The sequence below is a fragment of the Aeromonas sp. s9 genome (genome assembly GCF_040907765.1).
GTDB lineage: Bacteria > Pseudomonadota > Gammaproteobacteria > Enterobacterales > Aeromonadaceae > Aeromonas > Aeromonas caviae.
On record NZ_JBFOCK010000026.1, the window covers coordinates 1 to 15,340 of the forward strand.

Consider the following 15,340-nt stretch of genomic DNA (forward strand, 5'->3'; position numbering starts at 1 on the left):
CACTTTCCAGGCGTGCTCCTTCAGCCACTCGGACACCTCACCAAATTTTTACTGCTTGAAGTGGCTTTCGGAGCACGCTGCGCGTGCATCTTGCCGACTTCGTCGGTGGGTAGCCTCTCGGATACCGCACCAAATTTTTGTCTGTGGTTTAACGTGTTCAGCCAACACGGTGTCCGCTACGCCGTTGCGCTGGAACGGGGCGTAATTTAGGGGAAAGCCCCGCCGCCGTCAACGGCTTTTTAGCCGCAGCGAACCGTTCGCACATTAAACGCACAGTTCAGGTGCTGAGGTCAGTGAACGGATTCCGGTGCGACCTGGATTTCCGGCAGGTTGAGGAAGCCAAGGCGTTCACATTCGGAAACCACTTCATGGGTGGCTGCCGTGGTGCTTTCAACGAACAGCAGGAATTGCTCGACGGTGAGACCCGCCTTGGTAAAGACGGTGTGACCCACGACGAGGCGTGGCAGGTTGTCATCGATGATGTCGAGGAACACCTTGAGGGACGGATATTGCATGTTGAGACGACCCAGTTCGGCCACCAGGGGCAGCAGCGATGAGGGGCGCACCTCCAGCTCGGATGAGAACAGCAGCCCTTCCTCTTCCACGAAGATCCGGCTCTCCTGGATGCCCTCGACGGACTGCAGGGAGACCATGTGGATGCCATGACACTGATCGCACACATAGTGCTCGATCCGGGCCTGTTGCAACCAACGCATTATCATTTCAGAGCTGGGGATATTCATCATTTTCACGACACGGTAGAGATCAAGGGGCGCAGTCTAAACCAATTTTCAGACAACCAAAAGCACACAGGCCGGATCCCCGTCGTCTCGCTTCTTTTTGACAGGCCCTGTGCCTATACTCAGCCATTCTCGTAGCGCACTCGCCTCCAAAGAGCCCGATGACCATCCAAGAAAAGTATCGCCTGCACCTCAAATCCCTCTCGGATGAACTGCTCGCCCTGCAAAAACCCATCCGCATCCTGGATGCCATCAAATGGCCCCGTCACCTGCAAAGCGACTTTCTGGCAAGTGGCGGCAAGGCACTGCCCGCCATCGACAGGCACTTCTATGAATCCCTCCCTCTGGAGTTCGATCCCCGCAACAAGTACCTTGAGCTCAAGGAGCTGAGGGACAGGATCCGCCGACGCCTCGGCCCCCAGGACGATCTCGGCCGGATCCTGCAAGAGACGGTAGATCAGTACATGGTGGTCATCGAGATGCTGCGCCAGCGCGGACAGCCGGACTTTCAGCGCTACAGTCAGCGGCTCTACGGCTCGGCAAGCGATCACCTGCGCGGGGATCGCAAGACCCTGAAGGAGCTGGGGGCCAGATTGTGCGACATCTTCTCCCTGCCCGGCGCCCGCCACCTGGTGCGCCCCTACCCCAAGGAGTTCGAGGGGGAAGCCGCGGTGGCGAGGCTGCAGGGCAAGCTGTCGAGCTACTTCAGCGACGGCACAGTCCAGGTCAAGCTCAGCGATGGCATTGTCTCCGATGCCGCCGCCGGGGGGGATTACATCAAGCTCAACTCCCACGCCCGTTTCTCGGAACTCGATCTGCAGGTGCTGGAGGTACACGAAGGCTGGGTTCACGTCGGCACCACCCTCAACGGCCGCCAGCAATCTTACGCCACCTGGCTCGGCGCCGGCTCGCCCCGCATCACCGCCTGTCAGGAGGGGTTGGCAGTACTCATCGAGACCCTCACGTTCAGCTCCTTCCCGGACAGGGCCAAGCGCATCTCGGATCGGGTCATGGCCATCGACATGGCGGAGCGTGGCGCCGATTTCATCGAGGTGTTCCGCCACTTCGTGGCCAAGGGGGCCAGCGAGCACGACGCCTACAAGATCACCCAGCGGGTGTTTCGCGGAGGCATGGTCGAGGGGGGCGCCTGCTTTACCAAGGATCTCTCCTATGTGAAGGGCTATGTGGAGACGGTGAACTTCATTCGCAGCGCCGTGCTGGAGGGGGTGCCGGAGATCCTGCCCATGCTGTTCGTCGGCAAGGTGACCCTGGACGACATCCCCGTGCTCTATCAGCACTATCTGGAGGGGCTCATCGACGCCCCCCGCTACCTCCCTCCCATGTTTCGCGACCTCACCGGGCTCTACGTCTGGTTCGGCTTCGCCTCCGGCATGTCCCTGGTGGACATAGGCCGGGTACAGCAGCATTTTCGCCAGCTCTTCCACCGCCTGCCGGCGGCCGACCCCATCATCGCCCCTGTCGACATCGAGATCGACTGACTCCCATAGACAAAGAGGACGCCAGATGGGCGCCCTCTTTGATGTCCAGGCTGCACGAGCCAGCCACGGGTTACTTGAAGGCCCGCCCTTCCAGATAGTGCTTGCGGCAGAGCGACACATAGCGATCGTTGCCGCCGATCTCCACCTGCTCACCGTCACGCATCACCTGCCCCGCCTCGTTGACCCGCGAGTTCATGTGGGCCTTGTTGCCGCACCAGCAGATGCTTTTTAGCTCCTCGAACTTGTCCGCCAGACAGAGCAGGTGGTAGGAGCCGGGAAACAGTTCGCCGCGAAAATCGGTCTTGAGACCATAGGCAATCACCGGAATGTCCTGCTCGTCGACGATGCGGGCGAGCTGGTAGACCTGCTCACGGGTCAGGAACTGCGCCTCGTCAACGATGAAGACATCGATGTGCCGCTCGGCGTGGCGCGCCTTGACCATCTCGAAGAGATCGCAGCTGTCGCTGAACACCTCCACTTTCAGCTCAAGACCGACCCTGGCACTGATGACGCCGGCACCGAAGCGATCGTCGATGGCGGGCGTCATGGCCAGCGGATACATGCCACGCTCCAGATAGTTGAAGTGGGCCTGGATGAGCTGGGTCGATTTACCTGAGTTCATGGTGGCAAATTTGTAGTGCAGTGAAGCCATGATGGGGTTCCGAAACGGGAGTGATGGGGCGCATGCTAACCAAAGCCCCTGCCAAAACCAAGGGGCCCGCAGGCCCCTTGTTCTCTTATGCAACTGCCACGGCGCTATACGCCCGGGCTTTGCGCAAATGGTAACCGGAGAAGATCAGGAACCAGAGCCCGCTCACGGTGAAACCGGCCAGCGCGGAGTGCATCAGCCCCATCACCAGGTAGCCGAGCGCCGCGCCAAAGGCGATGGCCAGGGCATAGGGCAGCTGGGTCATCACGTGATCGATGTGATGGCAACCGGCCCCGGTGGCAGACAGGATGCTGGTGCTGGAGATGGGGGAGCTGTGATCCCCGAACACGGACCCTGCCAGTACGGCGGCCAGCATGGGCAGCATCAGACTGATGTCGCTGGCGGCCGCCATGTCACCGGCGAGCGGCAGCATGATGCCGAAGGTACCCCAGCTGGTGCCGGTGGCAAACGCCATGGCGCAGGAGAGCACGAAGACCACGGCGGGCAGCACTTCCACCGGCAGATTGCCATTGGCCAGGGAGGCCAGGTATTTACCGGTTTCCACATCGCGCACCACGGCGCCGATGGTCCAGGCGAACAGCAGGATGTTGATGGCGGGCAGCATGGCCATGATCCCCTGCGGAGCCGCCTTCATCCAGTTGCTTGCCCCGAGCTTGAGGCGCATGGCCAGACCGATGGAGACCACCAGGCTGCAAAGGGCACCATAGACCAGGGAGGAGCCGACATTGGTGTTCTCGAAGGAGCCGAGCACGCTGAACGGCAGCCCCTTGTCGGCCAGCACCGCAGCCCCGGAGTCAATCATGAAATAGACGGTGGCCAGGGTCAGGGTCAGGATGGGCAGCACCATGTCAATCATGCCGCCATTGCTCTCCTCCGGGCTCTCCATGTCGAGCCCGATGGGGCGCCCCTTGGACTCGTCCCACAGTTTGCCCTCCAGTGCCCACAGCTCATGCTGGCGCATGGGGCCGATGTCGAGCTGGAAGGCGATCACCACCAGCACCATGATCAGGGTGAACACCGCATAGAGGTTCATGGGGATCATTTCGACGAAGGCGGAGATGGGGCTCTGGTCGGTCAGACCATGAGCCGCCATGATGCCGCCGACGAGGGCGATGATGTAAGCCCCCCAGGAGGAGATCGGCATCAGCACACAGACCGGCGCGGCGGTTGAGTCCAGCAGATAGGCCAGCTTGGCGCGGGAGATCTGGAAGCGATCGGTCACCGGACGGCAGATGGCACCCACCGACAGACTGTGGAAGAAGTCGTCGATGAAGAAGGCAAACACCATCAGACCGGTCAGGGACTTGGCACCCTTGCGGGTCTTGGCGCGGCGCTCCGCCCACTCGGCAAATGCCCGGGTCGCACCGGAGACGCTCATCAGGCTGATGAGGCCGCCCAGCAGCAACATGAAGAGGATCATGTTGACGTTGTCACGATTGAGCGCACCGTCGACCCAGAAGATCCTGAGCACGGTATCGAGCATGTAATGCAGGGACGCAAGGGGAGAAAACTGGTTGAGCAGCAGGCTGCCTGCGACTATGCCCACCCCCAGCGACACCAGGACGCGGCGAGTGATGATCGCCAGCGCAACGGCCAGCAGGGGGGGAACGACGGACCAACCGGAGTCGGCGTAATGAACGATGTCCATGATCTCTTTGCACCTAAAGACAACAGGTGGAGATCTACCGAGAGGATCAAAGAAACAAAACCCATGGGGAGGGTATACTCCTCAGCCCCTTCAGGTAGCGCTCCATAGTGGATGACTATGGCAGTCCTGCACCTATTAGATGCAGAACCAGCAACCCGGTATGATGGCCTGGTCACTTCGGCGCCGACTCCTTTCATCGAGCATCGCAGGCATCACCCTCCGCTCGGTTACTCATAGGCAGCGCGCCTCTACTTAAAGGTATTCGCGGCACATTTTATCGAGCCGCCGGGTGATAGCAAGTTTTTTGATTAAATTTCAAGGTTTCTGAGACGCCCACATCTTCAAAGATAGTCAAATGGTTCATCAAAGACTCCGATGGCGATATTTTCATCTGACACGAGCCCATTCGAAGATGTTGGCCCGTCAAACGGAAAAAAATATCCTTCATATCTATTTCAAGACTTAATTTATCAGCCTAATTAATTATTTTGGCAGGCTTGACTTGGTGCCAACCCCCCCTATAAATTATCGAAAAACCAGTTCTTCCCTTAATATTTTGCTCGCGTGGTAGCCAATATGAACGAATTTCTGAAAGTGCTGTTGAATATCCGTAGCCTGCGTGCAGCTTGCCGCGATTTGACGCTGGAACAACTGGAAGAAGGCTTGGAAAAGCTCTCCGCCATCGTCGATGAACGTCGGCAAGATGAATCCGCCGAACGCCAGGCCCGTGAAGAACATCAAAAGAAAATTGCCGAATATGCCGAAATGCTGAAGGCCGCAGGGATCGATCCCGCCGAATTGGTCAACACCGTGGTGCCCGAGAATACCAAGGTCAGCAAACGTGCGCCCCGCCCCGCCAAATATCGTTATCTGGACAATGGTGTGGAAAAAACCTGGACCGGTCAGGGCCGCATGCCCTCGGTCATTGCCAAGGCCGTTGCTGAAGGCAAATCCGTGGAAGCCTTTGCTATCTGACAGCAATATCAGACCCCTTTCCACAGCAATAAAAAAACCTCGCAAGGCGAGGTTTTTTTATTGCTGCTTCGTGCGGTGGTCAGCCTCTGTCAGCCGCCTTGACCCAGAGGATCTCCGGGGTACCCGACGATACCAGCAGGTATCTGGCGATGGTGAAAAACCAGTCGCTCAGCCGGTTGAGGTAGGGCAAAACGGCCGGATTCACCCGCTCTACGCGGCTCAACCCAAGCAGCAGGCGCTCGCAGCGACGGGTCAGGGTACGCACCACATGTGCCTGGGCCGCCGCCCGCGAACCGCTCGGCAAAATAAAATTGCGCAGCACCGGCAACCCGGCACTGTAGGCATCGATCTGTTGCTCGAGCCTGTTCGTCCAAGCCTCGTTCACCTGCCACAGCGTATCCGTTTGTGATTCACTGGAAAATGCCAGCTCCCCCCCCAGATCAAACAGCTCCTGCTGCAACAATATGAGATCGGCCAGGAGAGTCGTCTCCCCGGCGGATATTTCAGCCATCAACAAGCCTATTTGGGAATTCAGCTCGTCGATGGCGCCATAGGTCTCGACACGTTTATCGTCTTTGGCCAGGGAAGTGCCATCGGCCAGTCGCGTGAGCCCCTTGTCCCCTTGCCTTGTATATATTCTCATTCTGACATCCTGTTAATAATGGGAATAATCATGGACTCGAGTCCATTGAGCTTTATCTCGTAGGCCAGTGCCAGAGACTGGCCCAGGGTACCGGCCGGAAAACCGCTTCGCGCCATCCATACCAGATAGGGCTCGGGAATATCGATGATGCGCCGCCCCTTGTATTTCCCGTAAGGCATCTTGCTGGCCAGCGTCAGCAAGATGCGCTCATCGCTGAGTCCATCCATATCAATCGATATTCAGGTATTTATGGGTCTGGATGGAGAGTCGCCAGTTACGGGCGATGCAGGTCGCCATGGCCAGCTCCGTGGCCCTGGCTTTCTGGCTGATGGGTTGCAGCGCAATCATCACATCGGGGCGCAGCCGGGCGGTGGCCAGCAGGGCATCCAGCTCTTCGATATGGTGCTCGGTGGCCACCGGGTGCTTGATCTCGTTGGCCCGCTCCAGTGCAGAGACCAGCACCGGCAACCCACCCTTCATGCCGATCTTGGGGGAAACGGTCACCCAGGTCTGCTCATGGGTCAGCACCTCGCTGGTCCCGCTGGTTTCGATCTGCACCTGATAACCCGATGCCACCAGGGCCGAAGAGAGCTCGCGCAAGTCGTAGAGGCAGGGCTCACCACCGGTCAACACCACGTGACGGGCCCGGTAACCGAGCCGGGTAAAGCTGGCCAGGATATCTTCCGTGCTCATCTTGCTCCAGCCGTCGGACTCATTGGAACGATCGAGCACCTCGCCAGGGGCCACCTCACGCTCGGGGTCCACCACCCAGGTGTGGCGGGTATCGCACCAGGGGCAGCCCACCGGGCAGCCCTGAAGGCGAACGAAGATGGCGGGCAGGCCGGTAAATACCCCCTCCCCCTGGATGGTCTGGAAGATCTCGTTGATTGGGTAGTGCATCTTGGTCACGACTTGCTGCAAAAGGGGCTGATTATACCCCAAACCCGGGCTAGGCACAGGCTCAGGATCCGCTTTTCTCGCCCAGTCCGCTCTTCTCGTAAAGTCTGGCACGGATGCCGGTCTTGTCAGCCAGATAGTGATCCAGGCCACGGCGACGCAGCTCGCAGGCCGGACAGGCCCCGCAACCATCTCCCTGGATTCCGTTGTAGCAAGTGAGCGTCTGGTGACGCACGGTATCGAGGTGACCGTAATGATCCGCCAGCGCCCAGGTTTCGGCCTTGTCGAGCCACATCAGGGGGGTTTCGAAGCGGATGGGGCGATCCAGCCCCAGGGAGACCGCCTGATTGAGCGCCTTGACGAAGTCGTCGCGGCAATCGGGATAGCCGGAAAAGTCGGTCTCGCACACCCCGGTGATCACCGCTTCGGCGCCCACCTGATAGGCATAGATGGCCGCCAGGGTCAGGAACAGGATGTTGCGTCCCGGCACGAAGGTGTTGGGCAGGCCGTTCTCCTGAAACTCGAAGCTCACCGGTATGTCGTCTCGGGTCAGCGCAGAGATGGCCAGCTCCCCGAGCATGGTCACATCCATTACCTTGTGGGCGGCGATCCCGAGCACCGTCGCCAGATGGCGGGCGGTGTCAATCTCCGCCCGGTGGCGCTGGCCGTAATCGAAGGTGATGGCATGCACTTCGTCATAGCGGGCCTGTGCCTGCACCAGACAGGTAGTGCTGTCCTGCCCGCCACTGAAGACCACGACGGCTTTTTTCATGTTTTTCACTCCTCTGGGCAACTCAACGGCGGCGGCCTTGTGCAAAGTCATGCCACTGCCGGTTCAAATGGGTAAACAGGGTCATCAGCGGGGCGAAGCGCTCAGGCTCTCCTTCCCACCGGGACAACAGATGGTAGCCCGCTTCCAGGGTGGACAATGCCTCCTCAAAGGGCTTCTTGCGAATGGAATATTGCCCGGCAATGGCGCCGAGGGTGATCCGCGGCAACCCGAGCAGTGCAGGCGAGCTGTGCAACATGCGATAGGCTTTGCGCCAGGTGCCATCAAGGAGGATGAAGTGGGCTCGCACGGTGCGCCCACGCCTCAGGAGATGCTCCCTTGCCTCTATCAGGGTCAGGGCCTCCTCATCGGGCCACAGCACATAGCACTGGACAGCGGGGTCGGCAAGCAAGGCATTGAGCCCTTCGTCGTCGGAAAAGTCCTCCCCCACATGGATACGCACATCGGTCAGGGACGCCGCCAGCAACACAGCCGTCCCCTTGGGGTGACCTACTTCGGCAGGGTGTTGCAGGATATGGAGCGCAGCCAGGTTCGGCACTCGCTGAATATAATCGCACAGGCACGCTTTGAGGGCCCGAGTACAGCGTGTACAGTATCGGCTCTCTTTGTCGTTGGGCTGCTTCATGTTGTCAGGAAAATCGGGTCTGCTCTGGGTCATCGCGCTTTCGCTCGTCACTGCCTTGCTCTTTTTCACCGTGCCAAATCATCAGCTCGCCTTCGATCGCGACCTGATCGCCCAGGGCGAAGGGTGGCGCATCATAACAGGCAATCTGGCACACACCAATGGATGGCACCTGCTGCTCAACCTGAGCGGTCTGGCCGTGCTCTACAGCCTGTTTCAGGAGTACCTGACGGGATGGCGCCTGCCCGTGCTGTTGCTGCTGCTGGGAACGGCGGTCGGACTCGGCATCTGGTGGGGCTGCCCGCAAACCCAGTGGTACATGGGACTCTCCGGCCTGCTGCACGGATTGTTCGTATGGGGTGCCATGCAGGACATCCGCTTTCGCCGTCACTCCGGCTGGCTGATGCTGGCGGGCGTCGCCATCAAGCTCGGTGTGGACTTTTACAGTGCCGGCGAGAGCCCTGTCTCCGCCTTGATCGGTGCCAGGGTACACATCGAGTCACACTTCATCGGTGCACTCGCCGGCCTGCTCCTCGGCCTCTTCCCCATTCGTCTGGACGCCCAGGCCGTCCACTCCTGAGCTCCCCATAGGCAAGGCCAGCCCACGGCCAAAATGCAGCAGGCCGGATCTGGGATCCGGCCTGCGCTCATTCGCCCATTACGCCGTTACCGGCAAAGCTCGGCATTGATAGCCCCAAGCACGGCGGCGGGATCCGAGGACTGGGTGATGGGACGACCGATCACCAGATAATCCGCACCCGCCTCCACCGCTGCCAGCGGCGTCATGACGCGGCGCTGATCACCGGCAGCCGATCCGCTCGGACGAATGCCCGGCGTCACCAGCTTGAATTCGGCTCCCAGCAGCCCCTTCAGCGCACTCGCCTCTTCCGCGGAGCAGACCACACCATCCAGCCCGGCCGCCTTGGCAAGGGTGGCCAGGCGGATCACCTGTTCTGCCGGCGTCACATCCAGACCCAGGGGCGCCATGTCGGACTGCTCCATGCTGGTCAGCACGGTTACCCCGATGAGCAGGGGCGCCTTGTCCCCGTATGGCAGCAACGCCTCTCTGGCGGCACGCATCATGCGTTCGCCACCGCTGGCATGGACATTCACCATCCAGACGCCCAGCTCCGCACTGGCCGCCACCGCCTTGGCGACGGTGTTGGGAATGTCGTGAAATTTCAGATCCAGGAAGACGTCGAACCCCTTGGCCACCAGTTGACGAACGAACTGGGGACCAAACAGGGTAAACATCTCCTTGCCTACTTTGAGGCGGCACTGGGCCGGTGAGATCTGCTCAATGAAGGCAAAGGCGTCGGCTTCGTGCTGATAATCCAGCGCGACCAGTACTTTGGGGTCTTGCATGTCACTTCCTATGGATTGTTATGCCACAGCCAGGCGCAGCAGAGCCGGGGCCCGGTTGCACGCTGGCATCTGAAATTCTTGGGTATCCGTGCTCGCCCGGGCGTGTTGGCCTCGCTGGCGTTTACTCCCCATCCAGCCCTCGGATCGGCTTGATGGTGCCCCACTGCCGGCAGGAAGGGCATTGCCAGAACAGCGAATGGGTGGCAAAGCCGCACTGACGGCACTTGTGGGTCGACTTGATCTTGATCTGCTCGCCGACCAGCTGTTGCAGCAGCTCCAGGCTCTCCTTGGCAGGCCCCTCCTCGGCACTGGCCAACTGGAAACCGACCAGCTGATAGAAGCCCTTCATGGAGGGGTGGCGACGCAGTTGGCGCAGCACCAGGGCCCGGGCCTGGCTCAACCCATCGCGGGCCTCCACCAGATTGGCCAGCGCCAGGGTCACGCTGACCCCCGCATGATCCTCTACCGCTTTTTCAAGCAGCGGGATCAGCTCCTGGCTGCGACCAAGCAGGCGATAGCACTCGAGCAGTTTCGGCATGGCTTCGGAGGCAAAGTCGATATCCTGCTCGAACACCCGCAGGAGCTCCTTGGCCGCATCCTCGAACCTGCCCTCCTCCATCGCCAGATCGGCCAGCCGCAGGCTGGCGCGGGCACAGGCCGGGTGGGCACCGAGCGCACGCTTGAGCTTGGCGATCCCCGCAGGCTTGTCGCCATCGCGCAAGGCACTCTCCGCCTGTTCGCAATAGAAGTGGGATATGGGCTCGGCCAGCTTCTTGCCCTGGAATTTCTGCAGACGCACCGCCACGGCGATGGCATTGTCCCAGTCACGCAACTGCTGATGAATGATCAGGAGCTGTGCCAGAGCCGTCTCTTCGAAATCGCTGTCATCACACAGCTCTTTCCAGAGTGCTTCGGCCCGATCGAGCAATCCGGCAGCCAGAAAGTCACGGGCCAGCTCCTGCAAGGCAAGTTGACGCTGCTCACGGGTCAGCTGACGGGCGACCAGGTTCTGGTGGATCTTGATGGCGCGATCGACCTCGCCCCGTTGACGGAACAGGTTACCGAGGGAGAGGTGGGTTTCGATGGTTTCGCTGTCGACTTCCAGCAGCTGGATAAAGAGATCCACCGCCTTGTCCGACTCGTCAGAGAGCAAATAGTTGAGGCCCGCCACGTACTGACGGGAAAACTGGTTACTCTGTTGCTGGGTGTCCTGGCGAACACTCCTGCGGCCCATGTACCAGCCATAACCGGCGGCGATGGGCAACAGCAGGAAAAGCAGTTCAAGCATTGAGGGACATTATTCCTTGGCTGTCGACCGGGCAAGCTCCAACTCGCGAGATTGACGACGCATGGTTCGGTTCAGGGTGCGATTTTGCAGTTTGAGACGCAGGAACAGCAGGCCAAACACCAGCCAGCCCAGCAGAAAGCCGCCGGCGAAGAAGAACCCCAACAACATGGAGAGCGAGAACTCCCCCTGGGCGATCAAGTAGTTGAACTGCACCAGCTGACCATTTTGAGAACCGATGGCAAGGGTCAGGACAAACACCAGCACCAGTGGAATGAGGGCCAAGATACGCTTCATGGGAGCTCCCTGTCTGTAGCGAATGAGTGACTGATTATCCTTAAAATCACAGGCAGACTCTAGCGCGAATGGGAAAAGAGTGTGAGAAACCCGACAACGGGCAGACTCCAGAACATAAAAATGAAAAAGGCATACTCAGGTATGCCGTTTTCTGTATTATTCGATGATGTTGACGCGTTCGCGCAACTCTTTGCCAGGTTTGAAGTGCGGGACATATTTCCCGGTCAGTTCAACCTTGTCCCCGGTCTTGGGGTTGCGACCCACGCGGGGCGCACGATAGTGCAGCGAGAAACTGCCAAATCCTCGGATTTCAATCCGGTCGCCGTTTTGCAAGGTCGATGCCATCTGCTCAAGGATCTCCTTGATAGCGGCTTCGACATCCTTGGCCGGCATATGCATGCGGCTGGCTGCCAGTTGTTCGATGAGATCTGATTTGGTCATAAGGTTAAATCTCCTTCCCCGATCACATGCAATAATCATTTTGCCAAGATAAAAAAGGGCGGCGCAATGCCGCCCTTTTCTTGCATCAAGGATTACTCACCCTTGGCGGCTTTGAACGCTTCCATCATGGCATTGCTGAACACAACTTCTTCTTGTTGGTTCAGGCTGTCGATGGCAACACGCTCGTCAGCCTCGTCCTTGGCACGGACAGACAGGCTTACGGTGCGATTCTTGCGATCAACGCCCATGAATTTGGCTTCAACTTCGTCACCAACAGACAGCACCAGAGTGGCGTCTTCTACGCGGTCACGAGCAGCGTCGGAGGCACGCAGATAGCCTTCTACGCCGTCAGCCAGTTCGATCACGGCACCCTTGGCATCAACCTCGGTAACCTTGCCCTTCACAATAGCACCTTTCTTGTTGTCAGACAGGTACTTATTGAACGGGTCTTCTTCGATCTGCTTGACGCCCAGGGAGATGCGCTCACGCTCCGGGTCCACTTGCAGAACAACGGCTTCGATTTCGTCGCCCTTCTTGAATTCACGCACGGCTTCTTCGCCCTGGTTGTTCCAGGAGATGTCAGACAGGTGAACCAGGCCGTCGATGCCGCCATCCAGACCGATGAAGATACCGAAGTCAGTGATGGACTTGATCTTGCCGGAAACACGGTCGCCCTTGGCGTGAGTTTCGGCAAACAGCTGCCACGGGTTGGATTTGCACTGCTTCAGACCCAGGGAGATACGACGACGCTCTTCGTCGATGTCCAGAACCATCACGTCAACCACGTCGCCAACGTTGACAACCTTGGACGGGTGGATGTTCTTGTTGGTCCAATCCATCTCGGATACGTGTACCAGGCCTTCCACGCCTTCTTCGATTTCAACGAAGCAGCCGTAGTCGGTCAGGTTGGTCACGCGGCCAGACAGACGGGTGGTCTCCGGGTAACGCTTGGCGATAGCAACCCAGGGATCTTCGCCCAGCTGCTTCAGGCCCAAGGATACACGGGTACGCTCGCGGTCGAACTTCAGAACCTTGACAGCGATCTCGTCGCCAACGTTGACGATTTCGGAAGGATGCTTAACGCGCTTCCACGCCATGTCGGTGATGTGCAGCAGGCCGTCAACACCGCCCAGATCTACGAATGCACCGTAGTCGGTCAGGTTCTTGACGATACCCTTAACTTCTTGACCTTCTTGCAGGTTGGCCAGCAGGCTTTCACGCTCGGAGGTGTTCTCGGTCTCGATCACGGCACGACGGGAAACAACAACGTTGTTGCGCTTCTGGTCCAGCTTGATGACTTTGAACTCGAGTTCTTTGTTTTCCAGGTGAGCGGTGTCACGGATCGGACGCACGTCAACCAGAGAACCCGGCAGGAAGGCACGGATGCCGTTCAGCTCAACGGTGAAACCACCCTTGACCTTGCCGTTGATGATACCGATAACGGTAGCTTGCTCTTCGTAAGCTTTTTCAAGCTGCAGCCAGGCTTCGTGGCGCTTGGCTTTTTCGCGGGACAGCTTGGTTTCGCCGAAACCATCTTCGATAGAGTCCAGAGCCACGTCAACGGAGTCACCTACGTTGATTTCCAGCTCGCCCATGGCGTTCTTGAATTCTTCAGCCGGGATAGCAGACTCGGATTTCAGACCGGCATCAACCAGTACGAAACCGTTCTCGATAGCAACGACAGTGCCCTTGACGATGGAACCTTGACGGGTTTCAACGGCGTTCAGGGACTCTTCAAAGAGTTGAGCAAAAGATTCGATCATTGTTTATGTCACAAATGAAACATCCACTTGCAATCCGGCACAAGCGGGGTTGTTTTAAATTATCTGCGCCATCCTTGGTGCAGACGACTGACATCAGTTTGCGCTGACATCACCAAGTTGTTGCTCTGCATAGGCAAGCACCGTTGCCAGCACTGCATCTATGGTCATGGACGTTGAGTCTACAACAAGAGCATCTTCCGCGGGTTTCAGGGGAGCGACGGCGCGATTTCTGTCGCGATCGTCACGTTCCCGAATCTCGGTTAAAAGACGCTCAAAGTTAACATCAAAGCCCTTATCTTGCAACTGCTTATAGCGGCGCTGGGCCCGCTCCTCGGCGCTGGCGTCGAGGAAAATCTTCACATCCGCCTCGGGGAAAACCACTGTACCCATGTCGCGACCGTCGGCGATGAGACCGGGGGCTTGGCGGAATGCACGCTGACGGCGCAGCAGGGCTTCACGTACCCGGGGAAACGCCGCGATTTTGCTGGCCGCGTTGCCCACTTCTTCAGTACGAATGGTGCGGGAAACATCCTCCCCTTCGAGGATCACCTTGACCAGCTCCCCTTCTACCTGGAATTGCACATCCAGATTGGCGGCCAGGGGAACCAATGCTGCTTCGGAATCGATCTCCACATCGTGATGCAGGGCTGCCAGGGAGAGCACCCGGTAGATGGCACCGGAATCGAGCAGGTGCCAGCCCAGTTTTTCAGCCAGCAACTGGCACAAGGTGCCTTTTCCTGCGCCACTTGGGCCATCAATAGTCATCACGGGGGCCATCTGAGCCATAACGTTTCTCCTGCGCACTCGGCATCTTGACTGGTTGCACACATCCCTGTCGGGATGGGTTAATGGGCGCCGATTATACCCGAATGCGCCGTCGCTGGCAGTTGTCAGGGCATACAATTGCGCAAAAGTCGTCGTGATTGCCCCTATTCTGACCAATCGGGTTAACCCACTTCTCACGCAAGGTTTTGTTCTTATGGTTGTTCCGAACAATGCGCGCTAAACTGGCCGCCCTTTTTTAAGCAGCTGTAGTCAGGAGCAACCATATGAGCAGCGTTACCCTCGTGGCCAAATCCAAGTTGCCGACCCCCTGGGGCACTTTCACGCTGGTTGGTTTTCAGGAAACCGGCACGGGCAAGGATCATGCCGCGCTGGTGATGGGCGATATCGCAGACGGCGAACCCGTGCTGGGACGCATTCATTCCGAGTGTCTGACCGGGGATGCCCTGTTCAGTCTGCGTTGTGACTGCGGCTTCCAATTGCAGGCCGCGCTGGAAAACATCGCCAAGGCGGGCCGCGGCGTCCTGCTGTATGTCCGTCAGGAAGGGCGAGGCATCGGCTTGCTCAACAAGATCCGGGCCTATCATCTGCAGGATCAGGGGGCCGATACCGTGGAGGCCAACGTGGCGCTTGGCTTTGCCGCCGACATGCGTGACTACACCATCTGTGCCGACATGCTCAAGGCGCTCGAGGTCAAGTCCCTGCGCCTGATGACCAACAACCCGCGCAAGTTGAAGGCGATGGAATCCTTTGGCATCCCGGTGGCGGAGCGCGTGCCCCTTCAGGAAGGTCGCAATCCCCACAACGAGTTTTATCTCTCCACCAAGGCAAACAAGCTGGACCACCTGTTCAAGAAATAAGGTTGCATCCACCTTGTCAGCATACGCCTCCAGATTGGAGGCGTTTTTATTGGTGATACCAC

General features: G+C 58.8%; 18 protein-coding genes and 1 riboswitch. Of the genes, 4 read left to right on the top strand and 14 right to left on the bottom strand.

Annotated features, from left to right (window positions below):
• Positions 1-290: 290 nt before the first annotated feature.
• Positions 291-746 carry a YbjN domain-containing protein gene (locus AB5Y54_RS04605; RefSeq protein ID WP_160839247.1) on the bottom strand — a complete coding sequence of 152 codons (456 nt, stop codon included), beginning with the start codon at positions 744-746 and terminating at the stop codon, positions 291-293.
• A gap of 155 nt (positions 747-901) precedes the next feature.
• Between AB5Y54_RS04605 and AB5Y54_RS04610 the strand changes: the two genes are divergently transcribed.
• Positions 902-2,239, top strand: a complete 1,338-nt coding sequence (locus tag AB5Y54_RS04610) for a flavohemoglobin expression-modulating QEGLA motif protein (RefSeq protein ID WP_109113207.1) — start codon at positions 902-904, stop codon at positions 2,237-2,239.
• 70 nt (positions 2,240-2,309) lie between these two features.
• Here AB5Y54_RS04610 and AB5Y54_RS04615 read toward each other — a convergent pair whose 3' ends face one another.
• Both AB5Y54_RS04615 and AB5Y54_RS04620 read right to left on the bottom strand, forming a co-directional pair.
• Entirely contained in the window at positions 2,310-2,891 is a 582-nt protein-coding gene (locus AB5Y54_RS04615) for a thymidine kinase (RefSeq protein WP_045524473.1), read from the bottom strand.
• 85 nt (positions 2,892-2,976) lie between these two features.
• Entirely contained in the window at positions 2,977-4,557 is a 1,581-nt protein-coding gene (locus tag AB5Y54_RS04620) for a Na+/H+ antiporter NhaC family protein (RefSeq protein WP_103858892.1), read from the bottom strand.
• An 87-nt stretch (positions 4,558-4,644) separates the two neighbouring features.
• Positions 4,645-4,816: riboswitch (Lysine riboswitch) on the bottom strand.
• Between the two features lie 317 nt (positions 4,817-5,133).
• On the opposite strand from AB5Y54_RS04620, the gene AB5Y54_RS04625 reads away from it, so the two are divergent.
• Positions 5,134-5,532 (top strand): H-NS family nucleoid-associated regulatory protein, encoded by a 399-nt coding sequence (locus AB5Y54_RS04625; RefSeq protein WP_041215041.1) that lies wholly within the window; start codon positions 5,134-5,136, stop codon positions 5,530-5,532.
• Positions 5,533-5,611: 79 nt separating this feature from the next.
• Here the strand turns inward: AB5Y54_RS04625 and AB5Y54_RS04630 are convergent, their stop codons facing one another.
• The 5 genes from AB5Y54_RS04630 to AB5Y54_RS04650 all read right to left on the bottom strand — a co-directional run bounded on the left by AB5Y54_RS04630 (position 5,612) and on the right by AB5Y54_RS04650 (position 8,520).
• The gene (locus AB5Y54_RS04630; protein WP_368153293.1) at positions 5,612-6,175 is read right to left on the bottom strand and encodes a cob(I)yrinic acid a,c-diamide adenosyltransferase; all 564 of its coding nucleotides are present in this window, start codon (positions 6,173-6,175) and stop codon (positions 5,612-5,614) included.
• The gene (locus AB5Y54_RS04635) at positions 6,172-6,402 is read right to left on the bottom strand and encodes a DUF3820 family protein (RefSeq protein ID WP_039038687.1); all 231 of its coding nucleotides are present in this window, start codon (positions 6,400-6,402) and stop codon (positions 6,172-6,174) included. Before AB5Y54_RS04635 ends, AB5Y54_RS04630 begins: the two co-directional genes overlap by 4 nt.
• A gap of 1 nt (position 6,403) precedes the next feature.
• Complete coding sequence (gene queE / locus AB5Y54_RS04640) at positions 6,404-7,075, bottom strand: 7-carboxy-7-deazaguanine synthase QueE (protein WP_010674994.1); 672 nt, start codon at positions 7,073-7,075, stop codon at positions 6,404-6,406.
• A 61-nt stretch (positions 7,076-7,136) separates the two neighbouring features.
• Positions 7,137-7,844, bottom strand: a complete 708-nt coding sequence (gene queC, locus AB5Y54_RS04645) for a 7-cyano-7-deazaguanine synthase QueC (RefSeq protein ID WP_368153296.1) — start codon at positions 7,842-7,844, stop codon at positions 7,137-7,139.
• A 22-nt stretch (positions 7,845-7,866) separates the two neighbouring features.
• Positions 7,867-8,520, bottom strand: a complete 654-nt coding sequence (locus AB5Y54_RS04650) for a tRNA-uridine aminocarboxypropyltransferase (protein WP_368153299.1) — start codon at positions 8,518-8,520, stop codon at positions 7,867-7,869.
• Here AB5Y54_RS04650 and rrtA point away from each other — a divergent pair.
• Positions 8,486-9,064: a rhombosortase gene (gene rrtA, locus AB5Y54_RS04655; protein WP_223915160.1), complete on the top strand. Its 579-nt coding sequence runs from the start codon at positions 8,486-8,488 to the stop codon at positions 9,062-9,064. The genes AB5Y54_RS04650 and rrtA overlap by 35 nt on opposite strands.
• Positions 9,065-9,150: 86 nt before the next feature.
• Here the strand turns inward: rrtA and pyrF are convergent, their stop codons facing one another.
• The 6 genes from pyrF to cmk all read right to left on the bottom strand — a co-directional run bounded on the left by pyrF (position 9,151) and on the right by cmk (position 14,421).
• Positions 9,151-9,849 carry an orotidine-5'-phosphate decarboxylase gene (pyrF, locus tag AB5Y54_RS04660; RefSeq protein WP_069651371.1) on the bottom strand — a complete coding sequence of 233 codons (699 nt, stop codon included), beginning with the start codon at positions 9,847-9,849 and terminating at the stop codon, positions 9,151-9,153.
• Positions 9,850-9,970: 121 nt separating this feature from the next.
• Positions 9,971-11,137 (bottom strand): lipopolysaccharide assembly protein LapB, encoded by a 1,167-nt coding sequence (gene lapB, locus AB5Y54_RS04665; protein WP_223915150.1) that lies wholly within the window; start codon positions 11,135-11,137, stop codon positions 9,971-9,973.
• 9 nt (positions 11,138-11,146) lie between these two features.
• Positions 11,147-11,431, bottom strand: coding sequence for a LapA family protein (locus tag AB5Y54_RS04670; RefSeq protein WP_042016623.1), 285 nt, complete (start codon positions 11,429-11,431; stop codon positions 11,147-11,149).
• A 156-nt stretch (positions 11,432-11,587) separates the two neighbouring features.
• The gene (ihfB, locus tag AB5Y54_RS04675) at positions 11,588-11,872 is read right to left on the bottom strand and encodes an integration host factor subunit beta (protein ID WP_005299934.1); all 285 of its coding nucleotides are present in this window, start codon (positions 11,870-11,872) and stop codon (positions 11,588-11,590) included.
• Between the two features lie 92 nt (positions 11,873-11,964).
• Entirely contained in the window at positions 11,965-13,635 is a 1,671-nt protein-coding gene (gene rpsA / locus AB5Y54_RS04680; protein WP_010675001.1) for a 30S ribosomal protein S1, read from the bottom strand.
• 93 nt (positions 13,636-13,728) lie between these two features.
• A complete protein-coding gene (gene cmk, locus AB5Y54_RS04685; protein ID WP_324033964.1) occupies positions 13,729-14,421 on the bottom strand; it encodes a (d)CMP kinase in 693 nt (230 codons plus the stop codon).
• Between the two features lie 263 nt (positions 14,422-14,684).
• Here cmk and ribA point away from each other — a divergent pair, with 263 nt between their 5' ends.
• Positions 14,685-15,278, top strand: coding sequence for a GTP cyclohydrolase II (ribA, locus tag AB5Y54_RS04690; RefSeq protein ID WP_010675003.1), 594 nt, complete (start codon positions 14,685-14,687; stop codon positions 15,276-15,278).
• Positions 15,279-15,340 lie beyond the last annotated feature (62 nt).

Bases quoted from the DNA above. Each gene is read 5' to 3' on its own strand.
- AB5Y54_RS04605 (WP_160839247.1), bottom strand. From the start codon at position 746: ATGATGAATATCCCCAGCTCTGAAATGATAATGCGTTGGTTGCAACAG.
- AB5Y54_RS04610 (WP_109113207.1), top strand. From the start codon at position 902: ATGACCATCCAAGAAAAGTATCGCCTGCACCTCAAATCCCTCTCGGAT.
- AB5Y54_RS04615 (WP_045524473.1), bottom strand. From the start codon at position 2,891: ATGGCTTCACTGCACTACAAATTTGCCACCATGAACTCAGGTAAATCG.
- AB5Y54_RS04620 (WP_103858892.1), bottom strand. From the start codon at position 4,557: ATGGACATCGTTCATTACGCCGACTCCGGTTGGTCCGTCGTTCCCCCC.
- AB5Y54_RS04625 (WP_041215041.1), top strand. From the start codon at position 5,134: ATGAACGAATTTCTGAAAGTGCTGTTGAATATCCGTAGCCTGCGTGCA.
- AB5Y54_RS04630 (WP_368153293.1), bottom strand. From the start codon at position 6,175: ATGAGAATATATACAAGGCAAGGGGACAAGGGGCTCACGCGACTGGCC.
- AB5Y54_RS04635 (WP_039038687.1), bottom strand. From the start codon at position 6,402: ATGGATGGACTCAGCGATGAGCGCATCTTGCTGACGCTGGCCAGCAAG.
- queE (WP_010674994.1), bottom strand. From the start codon at position 7,075: ATGCACTACCCAATCAACGAGATCTTCCAGACCATCCAGGGGGAGGGG.
- queC (WP_368153296.1), bottom strand. From the start codon at position 7,844: ATGAAAAAAGCCGTCGTGGTCTTCAGTGGCGGGCAGGACAGCACTACC.
- rrtA (WP_223915160.1), top strand. From the start codon at position 8,486: ATGTTGTCAGGAAAATCGGGTCTGCTCTGGGTCATCGCGCTTTCGCTC.
- AB5Y54_RS04650 (WP_368153299.1), bottom strand. From the start codon at position 8,520: ATGACCCAGAGCAGACCCGATTTTCCTGACAACATGAAGCAGCCCAAC.
- pyrF (WP_069651371.1), bottom strand. From the start codon at position 9,849: ATGCAAGACCCCAAAGTACTGGTCGCGCTGGATTATCAGCACGAAGCC.
- lapB (WP_223915150.1), bottom strand. From the start codon at position 11,137: ATGCTTGAACTGCTTTTCCTGCTGTTGCCCATCGCCGCCGGTTATGGC.
- AB5Y54_RS04670 (WP_042016623.1), bottom strand. From the start codon at position 11,431: ATGAAGCGTATCTTGGCCCTCATTCCACTGGTGCTGGTGTTTGTCCTG.
- ihfB (WP_005299934.1), bottom strand. From the start codon at position 11,872: ATGACCAAATCAGATCTCATCGAACAACTGGCAGCCAGCCGCATGCAT.
- rpsA (WP_010675001.1), bottom strand. From the start codon at position 13,635: ATGATCGAATCTTTTGCTCAACTCTTTGAAGAGTCCCTGAACGCCGTT.
- cmk (WP_324033964.1), bottom strand. From the start codon at position 14,421: ATGGCTCAGATGGCCCCCGTGATGACTATTGATGGCCCAAGTGGCGCA.
- ribA (WP_010675003.1), top strand. From the start codon at position 14,685: ATGAGCAGCGTTACCCTCGTGGCCAAATCCAAGTTGCCGACCCCCTGG.